The organism is Aureisphaera sp., from assembly GCF_059726885.1.
Window position 1 is genome coordinate 545,212 of sequence record NZ_AP041051.1, and the last position, 18,766, is coordinate 563,977.

General features: G+C 41.3%; 16 protein-coding genes and 1 tRNA gene. 4 read left to right on the forward strand and 13 right to left on the reverse strand.

From position 1 onward, the window contains the following. Nucleotides 1-6: 6 nt before the first annotated feature. Nucleotides 7-1,200 carry a hypothetical protein gene (locus AC6JAD_RS02575; protein WP_461302709.1) on the forward strand — a complete coding sequence of 398 codons (1,194 nt, stop codon included), beginning with the start codon at nucleotides 7-9 and terminating at the stop codon, nucleotides 1,198-1,200. Nucleotides 1,201-1,224: 24 nt separating this feature from the next. Here the strand turns inward: AC6JAD_RS02575 and AC6JAD_RS02580 are convergent, their stop codons facing one another. The 4 genes from AC6JAD_RS02580 to der form a co-directional block, all read right to left on the reverse strand. Then, nucleotides 1,225-4,245, reverse strand: a complete 3,021-nt coding sequence (locus tag AC6JAD_RS02580) for a DNA polymerase III subunit alpha (protein ID WP_461302708.1) — start codon at nucleotides 4,243-4,245, stop codon at nucleotides 1,225-1,227. Further along, entirely contained in the window at nucleotides 4,245-5,468 is a 1,224-nt protein-coding gene (gene dinB, locus AC6JAD_RS02585; RefSeq protein ID WP_461302707.1) for a DNA polymerase IV, read from the reverse strand. The genes AC6JAD_RS02580 and dinB overlap by 1 nt, the downstream gene beginning before the upstream one ends. A gap of 85 nt (nucleotides 5,469-5,553) precedes the next feature. After that, nucleotides 5,554-7,692, reverse strand: a complete 2,139-nt coding sequence (locus AC6JAD_RS02590; protein ID WP_461302706.1) for a T9SS type B sorting domain-containing protein — start codon at nucleotides 7,690-7,692, stop codon at nucleotides 5,554-5,556. Between the two features lie 129 nt (nucleotides 7,693-7,821). Then, nucleotides 7,822-9,126 carry a ribosome biogenesis GTPase Der gene (gene der / locus AC6JAD_RS02595; RefSeq protein WP_461302852.1) on the reverse strand — a complete coding sequence of 435 codons (1,305 nt, stop codon included), beginning with the start codon at nucleotides 9,124-9,126 and terminating at the stop codon, nucleotides 7,822-7,824. A gap of 118 nt (nucleotides 9,127-9,244) precedes the next feature. On the opposite strand from der, the gene AC6JAD_RS02600 reads away from it, so the two are divergent. Beyond that, nucleotides 9,245-9,751 carry a GTP-binding protein gene (locus AC6JAD_RS02600; RefSeq protein ID WP_461302705.1) on the forward strand — a complete coding sequence of 169 codons (507 nt, stop codon included), beginning with the start codon at nucleotides 9,245-9,247 and terminating at the stop codon, nucleotides 9,749-9,751. Here AC6JAD_RS02600 and era read toward each other — a convergent pair. Next, nucleotides 9,748-10,629, reverse strand: a complete 882-nt coding sequence (gene era, locus AC6JAD_RS02605) for a GTPase Era (RefSeq protein WP_461302704.1) — start codon at nucleotides 10,627-10,629, stop codon at nucleotides 9,748-9,750. The genes AC6JAD_RS02600 and era overlap by 4 nt on opposite strands. A 559-nt stretch (nucleotides 10,630-11,188) precedes the next feature. On the opposite strand from era, the gene AC6JAD_RS02610 reads away from it, so the two are divergent. After that, entirely contained in the window at nucleotides 11,189-12,436 is a 1,248-nt protein-coding gene (locus AC6JAD_RS02610) for a tetratricopeptide repeat protein (protein ID WP_461302703.1), read from the forward strand. 11 nt (nucleotides 12,437-12,447) lie between these two features. Here AC6JAD_RS02610 and AC6JAD_RS02615 read toward each other — a convergent pair whose 3' ends face one another. The 6 genes from AC6JAD_RS02615 to AC6JAD_RS02640 form a co-directional block, all read right to left on the reverse strand. Continuing rightward, nucleotides 12,448-13,101, reverse strand: coding sequence for an HAD family hydrolase (locus AC6JAD_RS02615; RefSeq protein WP_461302702.1), 654 nt, complete (start codon nucleotides 13,099-13,101; stop codon nucleotides 12,448-12,450). Between the two features lie 108 nt (nucleotides 13,102-13,209). Beyond that, nucleotides 13,210-13,282 (reverse strand) — tRNA-Met (locus AC6JAD_RS02620). 68 nt (nucleotides 13,283-13,350) lie between these two features. Then, nucleotides 13,351-13,713, reverse strand: coding sequence for a SpoIIAA family protein (locus AC6JAD_RS02625; protein WP_461302701.1), 363 nt, complete (start codon nucleotides 13,711-13,713; stop codon nucleotides 13,351-13,353). Between the two features lie 126 nt (nucleotides 13,714-13,839). Beyond that, a complete protein-coding gene (locus tag AC6JAD_RS02630; RefSeq protein ID WP_461302700.1) occupies nucleotides 13,840-14,193 on the reverse strand; it encodes a SpoIIAA family protein in 354 nt (117 codons plus the stop codon). A 40-nt stretch (nucleotides 14,194-14,233) separates the two neighbouring features. Beyond that, the gene (locus AC6JAD_RS02635) at nucleotides 14,234-14,413 is read right to left on the reverse strand and encodes a CPXCG motif-containing cysteine-rich protein (RefSeq protein WP_461302699.1); all 180 of its coding nucleotides are present in this window, start codon (nucleotides 14,411-14,413) and stop codon (nucleotides 14,234-14,236) included. Nucleotides 14,414-14,415: 2 nt separating this feature from the next. After that, nucleotides 14,416-16,335 (reverse strand): ABC-F family ATP-binding cassette domain-containing protein, encoded by a 1,920-nt coding sequence (locus AC6JAD_RS02640; RefSeq protein WP_461302851.1) that lies wholly within the window; start codon nucleotides 16,333-16,335, stop codon nucleotides 14,416-14,418. 59 nt (nucleotides 16,336-16,394) lie between these two features. On the opposite strand from AC6JAD_RS02640, the gene AC6JAD_RS02645 reads away from it, so the two are divergent. Beyond that, on the forward strand, nucleotides 16,395-16,778 hold the full coding sequence (locus AC6JAD_RS02645; protein ID WP_461302698.1) for a DUF983 domain-containing protein: 384 nt from the start codon (nucleotides 16,395-16,397) through the stop codon (nucleotides 16,776-16,778). Here AC6JAD_RS02645 and AC6JAD_RS02650 read toward each other — a convergent pair. Further along, a complete protein-coding gene (locus tag AC6JAD_RS02650) occupies nucleotides 16,750-17,802 on the reverse strand; it encodes an NAD(P)/FAD-dependent oxidoreductase (protein WP_461302697.1) in 1,053 nt (350 codons plus the stop codon). The genes AC6JAD_RS02645 and AC6JAD_RS02650 overlap by 29 nt on opposite strands. A 56-nt stretch (nucleotides 17,803-17,858) precedes the next feature. Beyond that, nucleotides 17,859-18,758: a type IX secretion system ring subunit PorN/GldN gene (porN, locus tag AC6JAD_RS02655; protein ID WP_461302696.1), complete on the reverse strand. Its 900-nt coding sequence runs from the start codon at nucleotides 18,756-18,758 to the stop codon at nucleotides 17,859-17,861. Nucleotides 18,759-18,766 lie beyond the last annotated feature (8 nt).

Below are 18,766 nucleotides of genomic sequence, written 5' to 3' on the forward strand. Positions count from 1 at the left end.
TGAATTATGGCCAATCATCAGAAATACAAAAACATACTCGAAAAGTTAAAAAGCTGGGGGAAACTTGATGACTTTCTGAAAACCTATGGAAGGGGTACTATTTCTGAAAGTAAAATAAATGAGGTTTACCAAAAAGCAAAGATTAATAACGAAGAAGCAGAGTTTCTAGAGGCGCTAGAAAGGATTCTGAAGAAGCCTTTACAGAAGCATCTAAAGACTTATACAGCCCCAAGGACCCAAAAGAGGAACAAAAAAATAATATGGATATTGGGAATCATTCTTTTAATGGGAGGATTGAGCTGGGGTGCTTACGCCTATCTAGACAGCAAGAATAGAATCCCAGGAAAAGTGTATGAATACCATTACGCACTTCCCAACAAACTATATCTAAGGGATCCAAAAGCTAAGGATGTATTACTGGATTCCTTCACATTTGGTCAAAGAGTTAAAATAAAAGGAATTGACACGAGAACAGGTTTTGCCACTGTTATTAGCAATCCCAAAGATTTCTTTGGTTCAAAAACAGGTGACGCAAGCAGTTTTTATCTGGTAAGTGAAGAGGAGTTTTTAATTTACAATTCGCTGTTAAGTCGTGGAGAATTAGACAACATCAGTATAGATGGTTCCTGGATGCGAAAGGCCCTAATAAGCTATTATAAGAGTAGAGGCTATATAGGGGGAAACTTTTCGGAAGCAGATTTAAATAGATTTGGGAAAACCCAAGATTCTTTAGAGCGATGGAATTTTGAAGGTGTACAGTCTTCAGAAAACAAAAAGGGTATTTTTTTTAAGGAACGTCTCTCTACAGGAGAGTACGACAGAAGCTATAGATCGGTTTGGCGTTTCGGACGAGAAATTGGTATTACCGCAAACATCAATAGAACCATAGATCAATTCGCTGCTTTTATTCTAAAAAATGTTGATACGGGTCTCCAGCGTATCGTTATTTTCGAGTTTGATGCCGATCAAAACGGAACGGTCATCCATGAGCAAGATTTACCGGAAGGCAAAGGGGATTATGTGTTAAAACTAATATACAAGGGATTCAATCATTATAAGGGTTTCCGCAAACATGTAGCAAGTCATTTAGGCATCGCTTGTAGATCCAAAAATATTGCGGAATCCGAAGTGCTTTTGTTTAGTTGGGACCTTGGTGCTGGTGAAATTATCCAAACCAGTCATCGTATTCGTGCGAAGTAAACAACTTAATGTAATAACAACCCATTAAATAGTCTCTGGTAAAAGAAGGCTGGGACCTTTCACAGGTTTTCTATCAAAAGACGTATCGAATCGAGGATCGGGGATATAGTTCATTCGTTCCAATTTTGAAGCTTCAATGGTAAGAAAATCGAACTCTTCCACTACTTTTCCGGTAATCTTATAAATACCCTTTCCGCGAAAAGGGTACTTTTTCGCTACAGGCGGAAAATGTACCGTATCGATCCAATCCCCCTCCCGATCCAAAAAAGTCCCAAAATTCATTCTTGAACCTTTAGAGGTACTTGTGTTTTTTATCGTGACCAAATATCCGTAGATCGTTACCGTTTTATTCAAGAATTTAGGCAATTCCTTTGCGGTTAAATGGTTATGTGGTGGTTCTTCCAGCAGAATAAAGGGATCATATAAGGGGAACCCTATAAGTTCCATCTGCTCGAAAGCGTTTTCAAGATCGGTAATCTCAAAACTTGGTAGCGAAAATTCCCTCCCCGATAATCGGAACATTCGCTGTTGTGCATCATCGCTTAACGATTTATTTTCCTTCATATAAGCTTCCCACAAGAAGCTTCGTTTATCCTTCCCTAAACTCCTTAATGCATCGATCCGTATCAAGACATCCATCTGTTCAATGCTCATGGGTACCCTTTCAATAAAATCATCGAGGGAAACAAAAACCCCACTGTCCTTAGCATTGACAATTTTTACCATGGTCCCTTTTTCCAATCCCTTCAGATGTTGAAACCCTAGATAAATATCCTTTCCATAAATCGTGGTTTGAATCTCACTCTTGTTAATACAGGGCGGATGGATTGCTCCCCCGTACCGACGTGCTTCGTGCACATAGGTTTCTACCCGATAAAATCCGCCGCCATTGTTAAGGGTTGCCACCATATATTCTAGTGGATAATAGCATTTGAGGTACAGACTCTGGTAGCTTTCCACTGCATAGGAAGCCGAATGCCCTTTGGCAAAGGCATAACCCGCAAAACTTTCTATCTGCCTCCAAACGTCAAAAATCATGGCATCCTCCTCTCCCCGATTCCGGCAATTATCGATAAACTTTTGTCGAACGGCCTGAAATTCCTCCCTAGATCGGTATTTTCCGCTCATTCCCCTTCTAAGCACATCGGCCTCCCCTAAGGTTAAACCAGCATAATGGTGTGCTACTTTAATCACGTCTTCTTGGTACACCATCACCCCATAGGTGTCCTCCATGAGATCCCAAAGTACTGGATGGGCTTGCGCCCTCCTCTTTGGATCCTTGTGACGAAGAATATACTCCCGCATCATTCCACTCTTTGCCACTCCCGGACGGATAATGGAACTGGCAGCTACCAGCGTCAGGTAATCGTTTACCCCAATCTTTTTCAGTAGCATCCGCATTGCTGGGGATTCTACATAAAAACAACCTATGCACTCCGCACGGGCAATCATATTGTTAATATTTTTGTCTTCGAACAAGGGCTTAGCATTGTGAATATCCAGTAACTTAACCTTAGGATGATTGTCTTTAATGATAGCAATGGCATCCTTGATCTTACCCAAACCCCGTTGCCCCAAAATATCGAACTTATACAAACCCACATCTTCGGCAATATGCATATCGAATTGTACCGTGGGAAATCCCTTAGGCGGAAAATTAGTAGCTGAAAAATAATGGATAGGTTTTTCCGAAATAAGAATACCTGCCGCATGGATACTTACATAGTTGGGGCGACCATGAAACAACTTTGCATACTTCAGCACCAACTTGGAGAGGTCGTCCAAATCGCTCACCTTAAACTTACCGTTACTTAATTTATCGATCTCCTCTTTGGGCAATCCGAACACCTTGCCCAATTCACGAACCGCACCACTATGCTTAAAAGACACATAAGCCCCTAAAAGTGCCACTTGCCCCTTTCCGCCAAAAAATTCGAAAATAAATCGGGTCACATCCTCACGGTCCCAAGTAGAGAAATCGATATCGAAATCGGGCGGTGTTGAACGATACAGGTTCATAAAACGTTCAAAATACAGATCGAGTTCTATAGGGTCCACATCGGTGATTTCTAGGAGATAGGCAACAATACTGTTGGCGCCACTGCCACGTCCAACATGGTAATATCCATTCTCTTTGGCATATTGCACAATGCGCCAATTGATGAGGAAAAAAGAGACAAAACCCTTCTTTTGAATCAGGTCAAGTTCCTTGTATAAACGTGTTAGTATTTCTTCAGTAACATCGGGATACCGATAGGGAAGCCCGCTATGGCAGAGTTTATTCAGCAATTCGAAGTCCTGCTCCATACAACCTGTATAGGCACGGAGGTTCTGTGGTTTCTGCTCACGTGAAAAATTGAATTCAATACGACATTGAGAAATGATCTTTGCCGTATTCTCTTTTATATAAGGATGTTCAGAAAAGAGTGTTTCAAAATCGTGTAAGGGAATCATTTTGTCCTCCCTGTTTCCCTGCTCCTCTTCGGGTAATTTACTCAGCAAGGTATTGTTCCCTATAGCCCTTAGCAATCTATGGATGTTATAGTCCTGTTTATTGCGGAAACTTACCGTATGTAGGGCTACCAATTTATCGCGATATCCCGATAATCTAGAAAAACGGAGCTTATTCAGTTCCCGCTCGTGTATCCCAATGTATTCATTATCCCGGAATTCTGTTTTTTCCAATAACAGTACTTTTTCGAAAGGATAGATAACAATCACATTCTTAAAAGGCGGGGGTTCCTGTGGAATGGGAATGTCTTCATGCAAATGATGGGAAAGGAAATTATTGATCTCCTGAAAGCCCTCATTATTCCTTGCCAAGGCTACGAACTGTTGATCTGCACCGTTCCTGAAGTCAACCCCTAAAATAGGTTCTATATTAAATTCGGAAGCTTTACGAACGAAATTAAGACAGCCCGAAGTGTTATTTATATCGGTAATGGGTATTTTTGCACAGCCACACTTCTGGGCAAGTGATAATAGCTCCTCTTCTGAAAGGGTTCCGTACCGTAAACTGTAATATGTGTGATTGTTCAGGTACATTATTGATGCCTATGGGCAAGCACAATGGGAGGCTCGCCATTAAACGGATTCGTAAAATTCCCTACCGTACGCGCACCTTCGCCTAAAGTAGCTGCCCGCACAACACTCCTATCTCCATACCTAAGGCGTATTCTATCCATTGCTTGATAGAGATTTACTGTTTTTTTGGTATCCTCGAACAGATCGATCTGATAATTCCCTGCGGTAAGGCTGCTGTATCGTACCCCGACCAAGCGGATGAGCAACCTACGGTTGTATAGCTTATCGAAGAGTTCCATCACTTTGGGAATAAGGTTATGATCTGCAGAAGTATAGGAAATCTTTGCCTGTTTTGAATAGGTCTGGAAATCGGAATACCGAATCTTCACCGTAACGCAGGAAGTAAGTTTCTCCCCTCGGCGCAGTTGAAAAGCCAAGTTCTCGGCCATGGCAGTAATGGTAGTCTTTATCTTGGTGATATCGGTCGTGTCCCTTCCGTAGGTACGCTCACTGGAAATGGACTTACGCTCGTGATATGGAATGATAGGCGTTGTATCAATTCCATTAGCACGTTGCCAAATGATCTTTCCATTTTTTCCAAAGACCGATAGCATCATCTCCAATGGCATTTCCTGTACGGTGGCTACACGCTTTACCCCTAGGTTACAAAAAGTACGAAAGGTTTTTTCGCCCACCATAGGTATCTTTTTTATGGACAGTGGAGCCAAAAAAGGTTTTTCGTATCCAGTATCTATCTTTAATTGATTGTTAGGCTTGGCTTCATTGGTGGCCACTTTTGAAACCGTCTTATTCTGTGAAAGACCAAAGGAAATGGGCAAGCCTGTTTCCTTAATAACACGTTTGCGCAGTTCGCTCGAAAACCTGTAGCAACCGAAAAAACGGTCCATGCCACTTAGATCGGCATAAAACTCATCTACAGAAGACTTTTCCAGCACCGGAACTTCCTCCTGAAGAATCTCTGTAACCATTTTGGAGAATTTGGTATAAGTCCCTGCATTGCCACGAATGTAAGTCCCCATGGGGCAAAGTTCCCTCGCCATCCGCATCGGCATACCCGAGTGCACCCCATATACCCTTGCTTCATAACTAGCAGCACTCACTACTCCACGATCCCCTGTTCCCCCAACAATAACGGGGCGGCCCATTAGACGTGTATCTAGTAGGCGCTCACAGGAGACAAAAAAAGTATCCAAATCGAGATGGAGGATCGTACGATTAGACATAGTTTATTGGAATTATTCCAAAACTAGGAAATATTCCAATAAGCTGTCTTTAAATTTTATGTTTTTTTAAAAAGAAAAGTGGTTTTTATCGCTTCAACGTGAAATGCCCCCTAAATGTTTTTCCCACTCCTTCTTCCGTATAATCTATCCGAAACCAATAATCGCTGGAGGGAAGCGGATTACCATGGTAAGTACCATCCCAACCCTGGGAAGTGGGACGTAACTCTTTCAGTAGTTTTCCGAGGCGGTCAAAAATATAAACCCTTGCACTGGGATCGATTTCAGCAAGGTCGAAAATATTCCAAGTATCGTGATATCCGTCCTGATTGGGGGTCAACAACCTAGGATAATCTACAATGAGCAAGGGAACCAAGACGCTTCCACAGCCCGTGGTATCCTTAATTAACACTGTGTGGCTTCCCGAAGCCACATTTTCGAACAACCCATCTTCCTGAAAAGCTCCATCATCTAAACGAAATACATAAATCCCCAATCCTTCGACGCTTGCTTCTATATTGCTGGTGGCAGCAAAAAAATCGCTGGTCACCTCAGCAGTATATACAAAGGGAGGGGAAGAGGCTACCACATTGGTGCTCAATGTAGCAGAGCATTCATTTACCACATCACTTATGACCACACTATAGTTTCCTTCTTGCATAGGGGAAATACTGGAAGCTGTTTCATTCTCTAATAATTGGCCATTCAAAAACCATTGAAACTGAAAGCTACCTGATCCCAATCCTGTTTCTATAAGTGTTGGTGACGGATCGCCTTCTTCTTCAGAAATTACGTTTCCTTCCTCATCTACGCAGATACGATATACATCTTCCAAGGAAACAAAAGGAATGGTCCTTACCTCCAATTGTAGGGTAGTAATATCGAAGCAATTTGTATTTCCAGCCGCAATGCGCACATAAATCAATTGAGGGTTCGAAACATTCTCATACAAATCTGGCAAAGGGTTTATCCCTTCTTGGGCATCGCTCAAAGTTTCATAAAAAGTTACCGTAAATATGGATGGATCTTGCCCGTCCAAAATGTTTTCGATCAATGTAGGATTGGTTAAGTCGAAAAGGACTGGGGTATCATCGTTCTCTATATTACATAGGATATAATCTTGCGGGGTTCCTGCCACTGGAATGGGGCCAAATTCTACAATAATCTCATCCTCTATGATACAACCCGAACTAAGTGAGCCCTGTAACCTATAAGTACCGGGAGCATCTACGAACAAAGTGCTTGAGGTTTCTCCCACAACAATTTCGAACGTCATGTTCGAAGGGTTAAGCTCATACCATTGGTACGTAATAGCGTCATCTGGTTCCACACCAATTTCGATACCTTGATCTCCTTCGCAGGGGGCATTGCCATTTTCCAGAGTGAGGTCCTGCCCCAATTCTATTCCTATGTTAAAAGTACTTCCACCTAGAAACACGGCAGTATCCACCAAGGTGTCCCCAGAATCTGCTACTACCAGTTTTATTTCATACCGAGCGCCCCTTATTACATCGCCCAGTGCCGTTAGGATGACTGTTTGTCCATTAAAATCGGTTGGGGAATCTTCCCTAGCCCGAAACGGTGGGAAGTTATAGGTGTCGAAATAAATTTCATTACGAGCGGGGCACCCACTTGTATTGGGTCCTTCCTCCACCATAGGGCGTATATTGGTAACGGCAATGGGAGTGCTGGTTCCTGGCAATACTGCCAAATTTTGTCGTTCTCCCGTATCTATATTGGTAAGGATAAAGGCAAATGCGTCTGAAAAGTCACATTCGAAATCTTGGTTGTACTCTTCGGATGCCAAAATAAAATCGAAACTAATTCGATTTGAGAGCGGAACAAAACGAAACGTTATGGAGGACGCATTATGGGTCTCCTGCACATTGGTAATCTCTTCGAGTTCTAAATCCCCACGCCATGCGATGGTACCGTCACTGTCGGGAATGCTATCGTTGGGCCCACTGGCTTTTAGCACATCTCCTGTACTAAGGATAATTCCATTTTGAAAAGGAAATACCGTACCATTGGCATTGAACACCCCAATACCATTTACTTCGTTATAATCGGTTCCGGTACTCGAAGAAAATATGGATACCTCTGCACAGGGGCTATTTATAAGAATATCTTCCACCATTTGCTGAGTGGTATAATCCTCATTAATGGTGATTTGCGAAACAGCCTGTGCACTCACACAAAGAAATATGATGAGCACCCATTTTTTCATAACAATCTTAAAAAGATAAGGAGAATTTAGTACATCCCCCAAACCGATTATTTGAATAGACTGGTTTTATATTCCAAAGGTTACAGTTATCCTGTCAAAAAGGAAGTTTTCTATTGCAGGGATAGCCTTTTACTTCTTTCTGAAATAAATGGTAAGTGGCACCCCAGTATAATCGAAATGCTCCCGCAACTTATTTTCTATAAATCGCTTGTATGGATCCCTAAGGTACTGCGGCAGATTACAGAAAAAGGCAAAACATGGATGTGGGGTAGGTAATTGTGTACAGAACTTAATCTTTACATACTTTCCTTTGTATGCCGGTGGAGGTGTTGCCTGAATGATGGGCAACATGGTGTCATTGAGCAACGAAGTTTTAACCTTTTTGCTCCTTCTTTTATGCACCTCGACCGCTGTTTCAATCGCCTTGTAAATTCGTTGCTTTGTAAGTGCCGACATAAATACAATGGGGATATCGGTAAAGGGCTCACATTGCTTTCTAATATAGGTTTCGAACTCCTTCACGGTATGCGTCTCTTTCTCCACCAAATCCCATTTGTTGGCCAGGATCACAACTCCTTTATTATTACGCTGCGCCAACCAGAAAATATTCTGTACCTGCCCATCGAATCCCCTGGTTGCATCGAATACGAGAATCACGACATCGCAATGCTCTATCGCGCGAACACTCCGCATTACCGAGTAAAACTCAAGGTCTTCCTTTACCTTGCTTTTTCTTCGAATCCCAGCGGTATCAACCAGATTGAATTCGAAACCAAAGCGGTTGTAACGGGTATCTATACTATCCCTGGTAGTTCCAGCAATATCGGTTACTACAAAACGATCTTCCCCAATGAGTGCATTGATAAAAGATGATTTTCCCGCATTAGGACGTCCCACAACGGCAAATCTGGGAAGGTCTTCCTCTTCCTTTGGAAGCTCTTCGGGCAATACCTTTACCAAATCATCTAAAAGATCCCCGCTTCCGCTTCCATTAATACTGGAAATAGTATAGTACTTTTCTACACCCAACGAATAAAACTCGACTGCATCATGCTGTCTATTGGCACTGTCTACTTTGTTTACAGCCAAGAAAAAGGGTTTTTTACTCTTTCTAAGCAATTGCGCCACTTCTTCATCCATTCCTGTGACCCCCGTTTCCACATCGACCATAAAGATGATAGCGTCTGCCTCATCAATAGCCAGTTCAACCTGCTTATCGATTTCCTCTTCAAAAATATCGTCGCTTCCCACTACATAGCCCCCAGTATCGATCAGGGAGAATTCCTTTCCGTTCCAATCACTCTTCCCGTAATGCCTATCCCTGGTAACTCCGCTCACCGAATCCACAATGGCTTCACGTCTCTGAATGAGACGATTGAAAAAGGTGGATTTTCCCACATTGGGTCTTCCTACAATGGCTACAATACTCATAATTCAATAATTGACTGCAAAAATACTATTTCCGTGACAGCTACACTCCTTTTCACCTAAAATATTGGTAAATGTGATTTTTGTCATTTTCAGGGCGTTATCACCTGTGTACATTGGAAACATGAAGCAACCCAAGGAAATAGCTAATGAAATTGTACTTAGGCCTCGTTTTCAAATGGAATTGGATCATCCAAAAGAACGGGTAATATCATGGTTTGAAGAAGCCAAAGAGAACACCAAGGAGTATGTGATTCATTGTATAGACGACCACGTTTTCATTAAAATTCCCAAAGCGAAACAGCATTTCTGGTCGCCTCAATTGGACATTGAAGTCATTAGTTTTGAAGAAAACCACTGTACACTGCATGGTCTGTTTGGACCAAAACCCAGTGTATGGACCCTGTTTATGTTCATTCACTTTTTGGTGGCCACCTTGTTTATTGGAATGGGTATCTGGGTCTACACACAAATTTCGCTTGATGCGCCTTTCGCAGTACAGCTCACCGTTATGGGGCTATTGGTTATCTTATGGTTTGTGTTGTACTTTGCGGGAAGAATGGGTAAAGCCACGGGGCATGACGAAATGCTCGAGCTACATCATTTCATGAAAAATGTATTGAAACATTAGTTATTGTAACCGAAACGCCGCAATTGTTTTTCATTACTACGCCAGTTTTTGTTCACTTTTACGTAGAGTTCTAAGTGAATTTGTTTTCCAAAGAATTTTTCCAGATCCTTTCGGGCTTCCACACCCACCCGTTTCAGTGCCGATCCTTTGTGGCCAATAATGATTCCTTTTTGGGTGTCGCGCTCAACCATGATTACGGAACGGATACGAATGATCTTCTCATCTTCATGAAACTCTTCGGTGTCGATTTCCACAGCATACGGAATCTCCTTTTTATAATGCATTAGGATTTTCTCGCGAATGGTTTCGTTTACAAAAAAACGTTCTGGCTTATCTGTTAACTGGTCCTTCGGATAAAATGGTGGGGACTCTGGAAGTAATTCGAGAATTCTTTGAAATACTTGGGAAACCCCGAAGTTTTCCAATGCAGAAATAGCAAAAACCTCAGCATTAGGCACTTTTCCCTGCCAAAGCTCTACGGCTTCTACCAATCGGTGTTCATCGCCAGTATCTATTTTATTTATGAGCAGCAGTACTGGAATTTTGGCATTGGTAATTTTATTGAAAAATGCCTCGTCTTTCAAATTCTTTTCCCCCAGTTCTACCAAATAAAGCAGCACATCGGCATCTTCGAAAGCCGACTTTACAAAATCCATCATACTCTCCTGAAGCTGGTACGCTGGTTTAATAATGCCTGGGGTATCACTAAGCACTACCTGGAAATCATCACCATTTACAATACCTAAAATACGGTGACGTGTTGTTTGGGCTTTGGAAGTGATAATGGATAGGCGTTCTCCCACAAAAGCATTCATTAGGGTACTCTTCCCCACATTGGGATTTCCGATAATATTTACAAAACCTGCTTTATGCGCCATAGAAATTCTTTGTGCAAAGGTAAGCGATTATAAATCATTAAGTACCTCCCTCGATACTACTAAATCATGCTACATGTGAATATGGAAGCCTACAATCTAAAAACCATACCTAAACACACCTTTCATGTTTTGACAAATTTGAATTTTGAAAAGCAGTTATGATTCATCCTAACCTGAATACATCATATCCCTTTCAAAAAAACGGCATGTAAAGGACGTTTGAAGTTGCCCTATTCAGAAAGCTAAAACACTAGGGAGCATACGAAATTATAATTGACGATTTACCTTACAAATTTCATTATTTCATCGTTTATTGACAATTAACATCGATAAAGTGTATAAAAAATGTAAAATTTATGTAGGTATTTTCCTATTTCGTATGATTTTTTTTATAAATTGCTAACCATTAACCCCTTATCGCTTACTCATTTACACACGTATTTTAATAAATATTTAACATTTTAATCTAAGCCAAAAAGAACAAAATGAGGAATAAAACGGTGGTCCCCAACTAAAAACAGAACCGACAAATTAGAACTAACCTATAACAAACACTACCATGAAAACAGTTACGATTCTGGCTGCATTGCTATTAACAATCCCAACCCTAAAAGCGCAGAAACAGGAAATTAAGAAAGCGGAACAAGCCGTTAATTCCGGTGATATCTCTACTGCTTTTACCTATTTGGAACAGGCAAAACAAATATTTGCCGCAGCCGATAGTGAAACACGTGCTCACTTCTATGTTGTGGAAGCGGAAATGAAGCTCGCCAATTCGGAGATGGACATGGAGCGAATGGAATCTATTTCCAACTCCGTGGAACGAGCCACCAATTATGAATTGAATGCCACGCTGAAAAGTAGAATTGCTGCCATTAAATCCAAACTTAAAAACATGTCTGCAAGAGCTGCAGCAGGTGAATTCAAGAAAAAAAACTACTCCGCCGCCGCAACACTTTACAATGTGGCCTACCAATCTACTCAGGACACCCTGCTGTACTTCGAAGCGGCCAAAAGCCACTTACTGGCAAAAGAATACGAAGAGGCCCATAGGGCGTACAAACGCCTTATAGATATGGGTTTCACCAACTCGAAAGTACGTTATGTGGCAACCAATGTTCAAACTAAAAAAAAGGAAGCATTTGCATCCTCTGGTGCCAGGAGTACGGCCATAGCACAAGGCTCACATAAAAATCCGGAAATTATAAGATCGAGCTCCAAAGTGCCAGAATTACTAAGGGGTATAACAACCTCTTCACTTCAGATAAATCAACAGGACGCTGCGGTACTGGCAATAGACAAGGCATTGTCTAAATCGCCAAATGACAAGAAACTATTAAATCAGGTATTCCACCTATACCGTCAATTGGGCGCAAAGGACAAATACAACAACGTAATAGATCGACTCATCGCCGAATCGCCAGATGATCCTAACCTATACTACAACTTTGGTGTTTCAAGCACACAAAGCGGTGATATTGAAAAAGCCAAGGAATTTTACAAACAAACACTTGAAATAGATCCGAAACATGTCAATGCTAAAATGAACCTATCCATTTTGATTTTGGATCAGGAAACGGCTATTTTGGATGAAATGAATGGTTTGGGAATGTCCGATGCCGACGACAAGCGTTATGAAGAATTGAAGGTAGAGCGATACAATCTATATAATGAAGCCCTGCCGTATTTGGAGAGTATTGTAGAATTACAACCCAATAATAGGGATGTGATCAAAACACTCTTGAACATTTATAGTATTATAGGACAAGATTCGAAGTATGCCGTGTTGAAAGAAAAATTAGATTAGGGGAACCACATCTATTTTTTCAATAACTCATTAAAGGCTATTTCGGAAAAGGAATCGATTACCCTATCTGCCAAGGAATAGTCTTGAAGGGTGGAATGCGCACTTCGATATGCCACACAATAAATACCCGCGGCATGAGCTGCTTTAATGCCATTGGTGGCATCTTCTATCACCATACAATGTTCTTTGGGCACGCCTGCCATTTGGGCCGCCTTTTCAAAAATCTCCGGATGTGGTTTGGATTGTGCTAAGTCCGCGCCGCTTATTTTTCCTTTGAAGTACTTGTTTAAATCGAACCTATCGAACACCCTATTAATATTTTCCATAGAAGCAGATGACGCTAGCACTAGGGTTATAGCGTTAGCCGTATACTCCTGAATAAGTGCCAATACTCCCGGCAGTAATTCCAGACTGGGATCGGATTGAAAAAGATCCTTAAAGTACTTCCGCTTTATCTTAACCAGCTCCCCAGGGTCAAGGTTCAATTGAAATTCCTCACATAACCTTTCGCATATGGGAAGGGTTGCCATTCCCGTAAAGCCCGAGTAACGCTCTTCAGATACCTGAATCCCGACTTCATCGAACATTTTGAAATAGGCTTTTCTATGCAGGGGTTCCGTGTCTATAATTACCCCGTCCATATCGAACAAAACGGCTTGTATCATTCAAAAAAAGATTTTTGCGAAGATATTGAAAGTATGGCAAGGTGATAGTTAAGTTTGGGTTATCTATTGAAAAGAAAAGCCTCTTGAGAAATCAAGAGGCTTTCGTTGTAGCGGGAACAGGACTCGAACCTGTGACCTTCGGGTTATGAGCCCGACGAGCTACCTACTGCTCTATCCCGCGATATGGACGGCAAAGATACAACAGAGTTTTAAACCCTACAAGTTGAATAGAAAATAAATTGAGTGTTTTTATTTCTTATGTCTAGCGATCCAAGCCATAGCATCCATCCGCTTTTCGGTGGTGAAATTCTTGATATTTACCTTAGCAACCAGCGTATCCAAATTTCCCAAAAGATGAATCCATTTTCTGTCGGTAACCAATGCAATCTTATTAAACCTCCCAGCATGTTCTATGGGAAAAAGGGTAGCAATAAAAACAGCATTAAGGGAGAAACTTTCAATTCCAGCATCCTCCAAGTACAAATTGATCTTATCATGCTCTTCAAACTTTTCCAAAATTTGCGCACGCAAGGCATTTATAGCCTCGGTATTCATCTTACCATCAATGATATAACCAATGGTGTCTTGCGCAAAACTAAAGCCTGAAAACATATTTGGGGTTGTTGAAGGATAAAAGTTACGAATAATTTAATTTCATCATACGACTCATGATAATAATTTAACAGAAAGTACTTGCGCTCTACTACTTCAAAAAAACTAACTACGAGACATCTTTCTTCAACTTGAAACCCAATCGATCGCCTTCATCCGATCTTTAATCTTAAAATTTCGAATCTTGGTATCCACAAAAATATTATTCAATCCGGCAATGAGGTGAATCCATGACCGATCCGTTACCATGGCCGTCTTTCGGATACGTTTTCTATGCTTATGCGGGAAGAGTGTTGTGGTGACAATAGAATTTAAGGAGAAGTGCTCTACCCCACCATCCTCTAAATAGACACAGATGGTCTCATGCTCATCCAATCGCTTCAGGATCTCATCGCGAAGATATTCTATGGAAGGGGTATCCATAACCCCATCTACAATGTAGCCAACTACATCATCTCCCAGATTGAAGTTTAAAAACACGAAAAGTTCTATTAAGGTTTGTTACGGGTAAAGATATAAATTACTGTTGAATGCTGTTCGCTTCAAATCCCTGTAATTCACCATTTTGAAAATGTGTCGTGACTTGTATCGGGTTACAGCACACCTCACAGTCCTCTATATAGGAAGTACTCACCGAAGGATCCAGTAACATAGAAATAGACTCCCAACAGTGGGGACATTGGAAATAATGTTCTAACATGCCTAAGAATTCATTTCAATTTCTTCGGTAATCTCGGCCCATTGCTCCATTAATTGTTCCAGATCTTTTTTCTTCTTTTGGTATTCGTCAAAAAAATTGGGTTTGGCAATGGTCTCTTCATAATTAATGGAAAGCTCTACATCAATTTCCTTGATCTCCCTTTCCAGTTTGCCAATGGATGCTTCAACCTTACTCAGTCTATTGTTAAGCGATTTCTGTTTCTTTTGCTGCTCATAGCTCAGTTTCCCCGAACGTTCTGTAGGCTTCTCTTCCTTTGTCTCGATCTGCGTCCGTTTTTCGGCTTCCCGTAAGTTCTGTAGATTACGTTGCTCTAAAAAGAAATCGATATCGCCCAGGTATTCTTTTATTTTTCGATCCTTGAATTCGTATACCTTATTGGTAAGTCCCTGAAGAAAATCACGGTCGTGAGAAACGACAATAAGCGTTCCCTGAAAGTTCTTTAAGGCTTCTTTCAATACATTTTTAGACTTAATATCCAGGTGGTTGGTAGGCTCATCCATCACCAATACGTTGAAGGGTTGCAAGAGTAATTTAGCCAATGCCAACCTATTTCGCTCTCCTCCCGATAATACACGAACGTATTTATCTACCTCTTCCCCACGGAATAAAAACGCTCCCAAAATATCCCGAACCCTAGGTCTGGTTTTCTCGTCTGCTGCGTCCAGCATCGTATCTTCAACAGTCTTGGAACCATCTAAATAATCTGCTTGGTTCTGGGCAAAATACCCTATTTGAACATTGTGCCCCAATTGCACTTCACCATCGTACTCAATTTCACCAACGATCATTTTAGCCAGGGTAGATTTTCCTTGTCCGTTTTGCCCGACAAAGGCAGTTTTACTATCTCGTTCTACCAAAAGATCAATTTGCCTAAGTACCTCTTTATCCCCATAATTCTTTGAGGCATTTTCGGTAGTGATTACCACTTTTCCGGGTGTAACGGAAATAGGAAAACGAAGGGTCATTACCGCATTATCATCTTCATCAATTTCTATACGCTCCATCCTATCCAACTTCTTAATGAGCGATTGCGCCATGGTCGCCTTAGAGGCTTTAGCCCGAAATTTTTCGATGAGCTTCTCCGTATGCTCAATGTGTTTTTGCTGGTTCTTTTGTGCTGCCTGTTGTTGCTCCCTGAGCTCTCTTCTTAGTTCTAAATATTTCGAATATGGCTTAGGATAGTCATAAATTTTGCCCAGTGAAATCTCAATGGTTCTATTGGTCACATTATCCAAAAACATCTTATCATGCGAAACCAACATGACGGCTCCCGGATAAGATCTCAAAAAGTCCTCTAACCACAGGATGGATTCAATATCCAAATGGTTGGTTGGCTCATCCAGTAGAAGAATATCATGGTTCTGAAGAAGTAATTTGGCAAGTTCAATGCGCATACGCCAGCCTCCAGAAAAGGTGTCGGTAAGCTTATTGAAATCTTCCCGTCGAAAACCCAACCCTTGGAGAATACGTTCGGTATCGCCCTGATAATTATAGCCCCCATGAATTTCATACTGATGCTGGGTCTCATTTAAGTCGATCAAAAGCTGGTTGTAGGACTCACTTTCATAATCCGTACGCTGGGCCAATTGTATGTTAATGGACTCTAGTTGCTGTTCCAGATCCTTTATTTGGGAAAATGCCTCATAAGACTCTTGCAATACCGTTCTTCCCTTTACAAAGTCAATATCTTGTTTCAGAAACCCTATGGAAATTTCCTTATCCATAGCAATGGCTCCTTCGTCATACTCCTGTTCCTTGGATATGATACGCAATAATGTGGATTTACCGGCACCATTTTTACCCACTAACCCTACACGATCGCCAGGGGTGAGCATAAAGGTGATTCCTTGGAATAAATATTCCCCTTGAAAAGAAACCGATATATTATGAATGTTTAGCATTCTTTGAACATATAATTTCTGCAAAGATGCTTAATTTTGCAGTACCAAAAAAACGGCCTATGTCATTCTTAAAAGGCACTAAGATCTACAGTATTTTTACCGGAAAATGTCCAGTGTGCCAAAATGGTAAAATGTACGAAAGCGCAAATGCCTATAATTTTTCCCGAACCCTTAAAATGAATGAGCGTTGCTCCCACTGCAACACCAAGTTTAAAATTGAGCCTTCCTTTTTCTACGGGGCTATGTATGTAAGCTACGGTGTCGGTATTGTCTTTGCGATTGCCGCTTTCCTTATATCCTTTTTTGTTCTGGATCTTGGACGCTTCGAATCGTTTCTTGTAATTGTCGGTACCTTGGTAGTACTACTGCCAATTATACTCCGACTCTCAAGAAACATCTGGATCAACTTCTTTTTTAAGTTCGATCGGAAGAAAACCTCTTAATGTCCATTTCTAAAGGCAGTCCTTGGTTTTTTTCAATGTGATCGAAAAGCATTTTTGAAAGCAAGGGTGCCATAAGTAGTCCACGGGTACCCAGGCCATTAAAAAAATACAACTGTTTGTGGGACAAACTCCCCAACAAAGGTTTTCGGTCTTTTACGGTTGGTCGCATCCCTACTTCTTGAGCTACCACTTGAAACGGACAGTCTATCATTTTATGTAAAGCTGCAATTAACTGTTCCCTTCCTTTTAGTGTCTGTTCCGGGGAGACATCACCATGCGCAAAAGTGGCGCCAACTTTATACAAATCGCTACCAAGCGGAATCAAGAAGAAAGGTCCTTTAACCACCTTGTCCAATTGTAGTTTTTCGGCCTTAATTGTTATGTACTCCCCTTTTTTAGGAATTAGGCCTTCTATAGTAAAATAGGGGTTCTCAACGACTGCAGCACCCTCGGCAAACACAATTTGCTTGGCCACTATATCTCCATACCTAATTCTATTTCCTTCTAAAGTAAGCTGGTCGTATTGAAATTCTTGGGGGCTATACTTTCCCGATTCCATTAAAAAGTCAGCATAATTATCGAGCAAAAGTTTGGTGTCGATTTGCAAGGCCCTATTCATTTTTCCCAATTCGTATGGTGCTTGCAAGGAAGCATATGTATTTGGCTTTAGTTTGGATGTGAGGAAACCCGCAAGATTATTTTTGCCGCTTGCAATCATCCATTCATTCTGTTCCTCAGCACCTGCCAGTATCCTTAGAATTTCTGTTTCCTTTAAGAACTGGGATTGTAATCTAGTTTGGATCGATGCGTAAAAGGAATTTGCCTCTTCCAAAAACGGAATAGCATTCCAGACAGGAGTGATTCGTTTTAACACGACAGGATTCACTATACCCCCGGCAACCCTTGTAGCAGACGTATTAGGGACGTCTAAGGCCACAAAATCCTTTTGGGACCGTATGAGCCGATCGCAAAAAGAAACGCCCGCAATACCAAGCCCAACGACTATGTAGTCAACCTCTTTCATAAAAAAACCCTCCAAAGCTACGCAATGGAGGGCAATATATCATCTAATAGAAACTATTAATAGTTCCACATATCTATTTCGATATTACGAATTTGTTCTTTGATTCGGTCCGATTCCAGCAACTGCATTAATGCATTATCATTTATATAGTCTGAAACACTACGGTCACCCTGAACGTTGTCTTCTTTATATACCACTCCGTGGAACCTTCTTGAATTAAGAAGATGGTCATAGGAAATTGGTTGAGAGGTATTCTTGCGGTTGAATGCTTTTGCTTTGTGCAATACATTCCTGGCTCCAGGGAACCATACCCAAAATAAATCTACAGAAGCATCTACACCTTCATCATCGAACGCCTTAGAACGTGCCTCATTGGCAACAGGACAGATACCTAACATACGGTATCTCAATTCTCCTTGACGCTTATCCAAATACCAGTAACCTCTTGCCTTCCAGGCTTGAATATCTCCAGCATCCAAAGTAAATTCACGGATGTATTCTGGATCTACCCTTCCCTCGGCATTGTACTGCTCGATACCCAAATCTGTAGTATCGCGATACACTAGCGAAGCACCAAGCTGGTCCAAGGTTCTTTTTTCGGTAAAGTAAGAGTCGGCATAAACATGCTCAATGTCACCGTCTTTGATTCCTCTCACCAAAACGTCATATAGCGAACGCCTTTCTGATCCAATGTTGTTGGTATCGATTGGGTAGTACAATGGGAAGTTTACTCGCTCATCTAGATCAATATACTCCCAAGTCGTTTTAGACCAAAGAACATCGCGCTCATCAACGTAGCCATATGGAAGTGGCTCGTCGTTATCATAAGCGATTTGTGCTTCTGTCTTGACTCCAATCTCGTCGGGAGTTTTGGCATTAAGGATGTTGATTTGTGCAGCAGCACTCACACCCATTAAAAGGCCAATTCCACTTAAAACAACATGTTTAAAATTCATAAAAACGA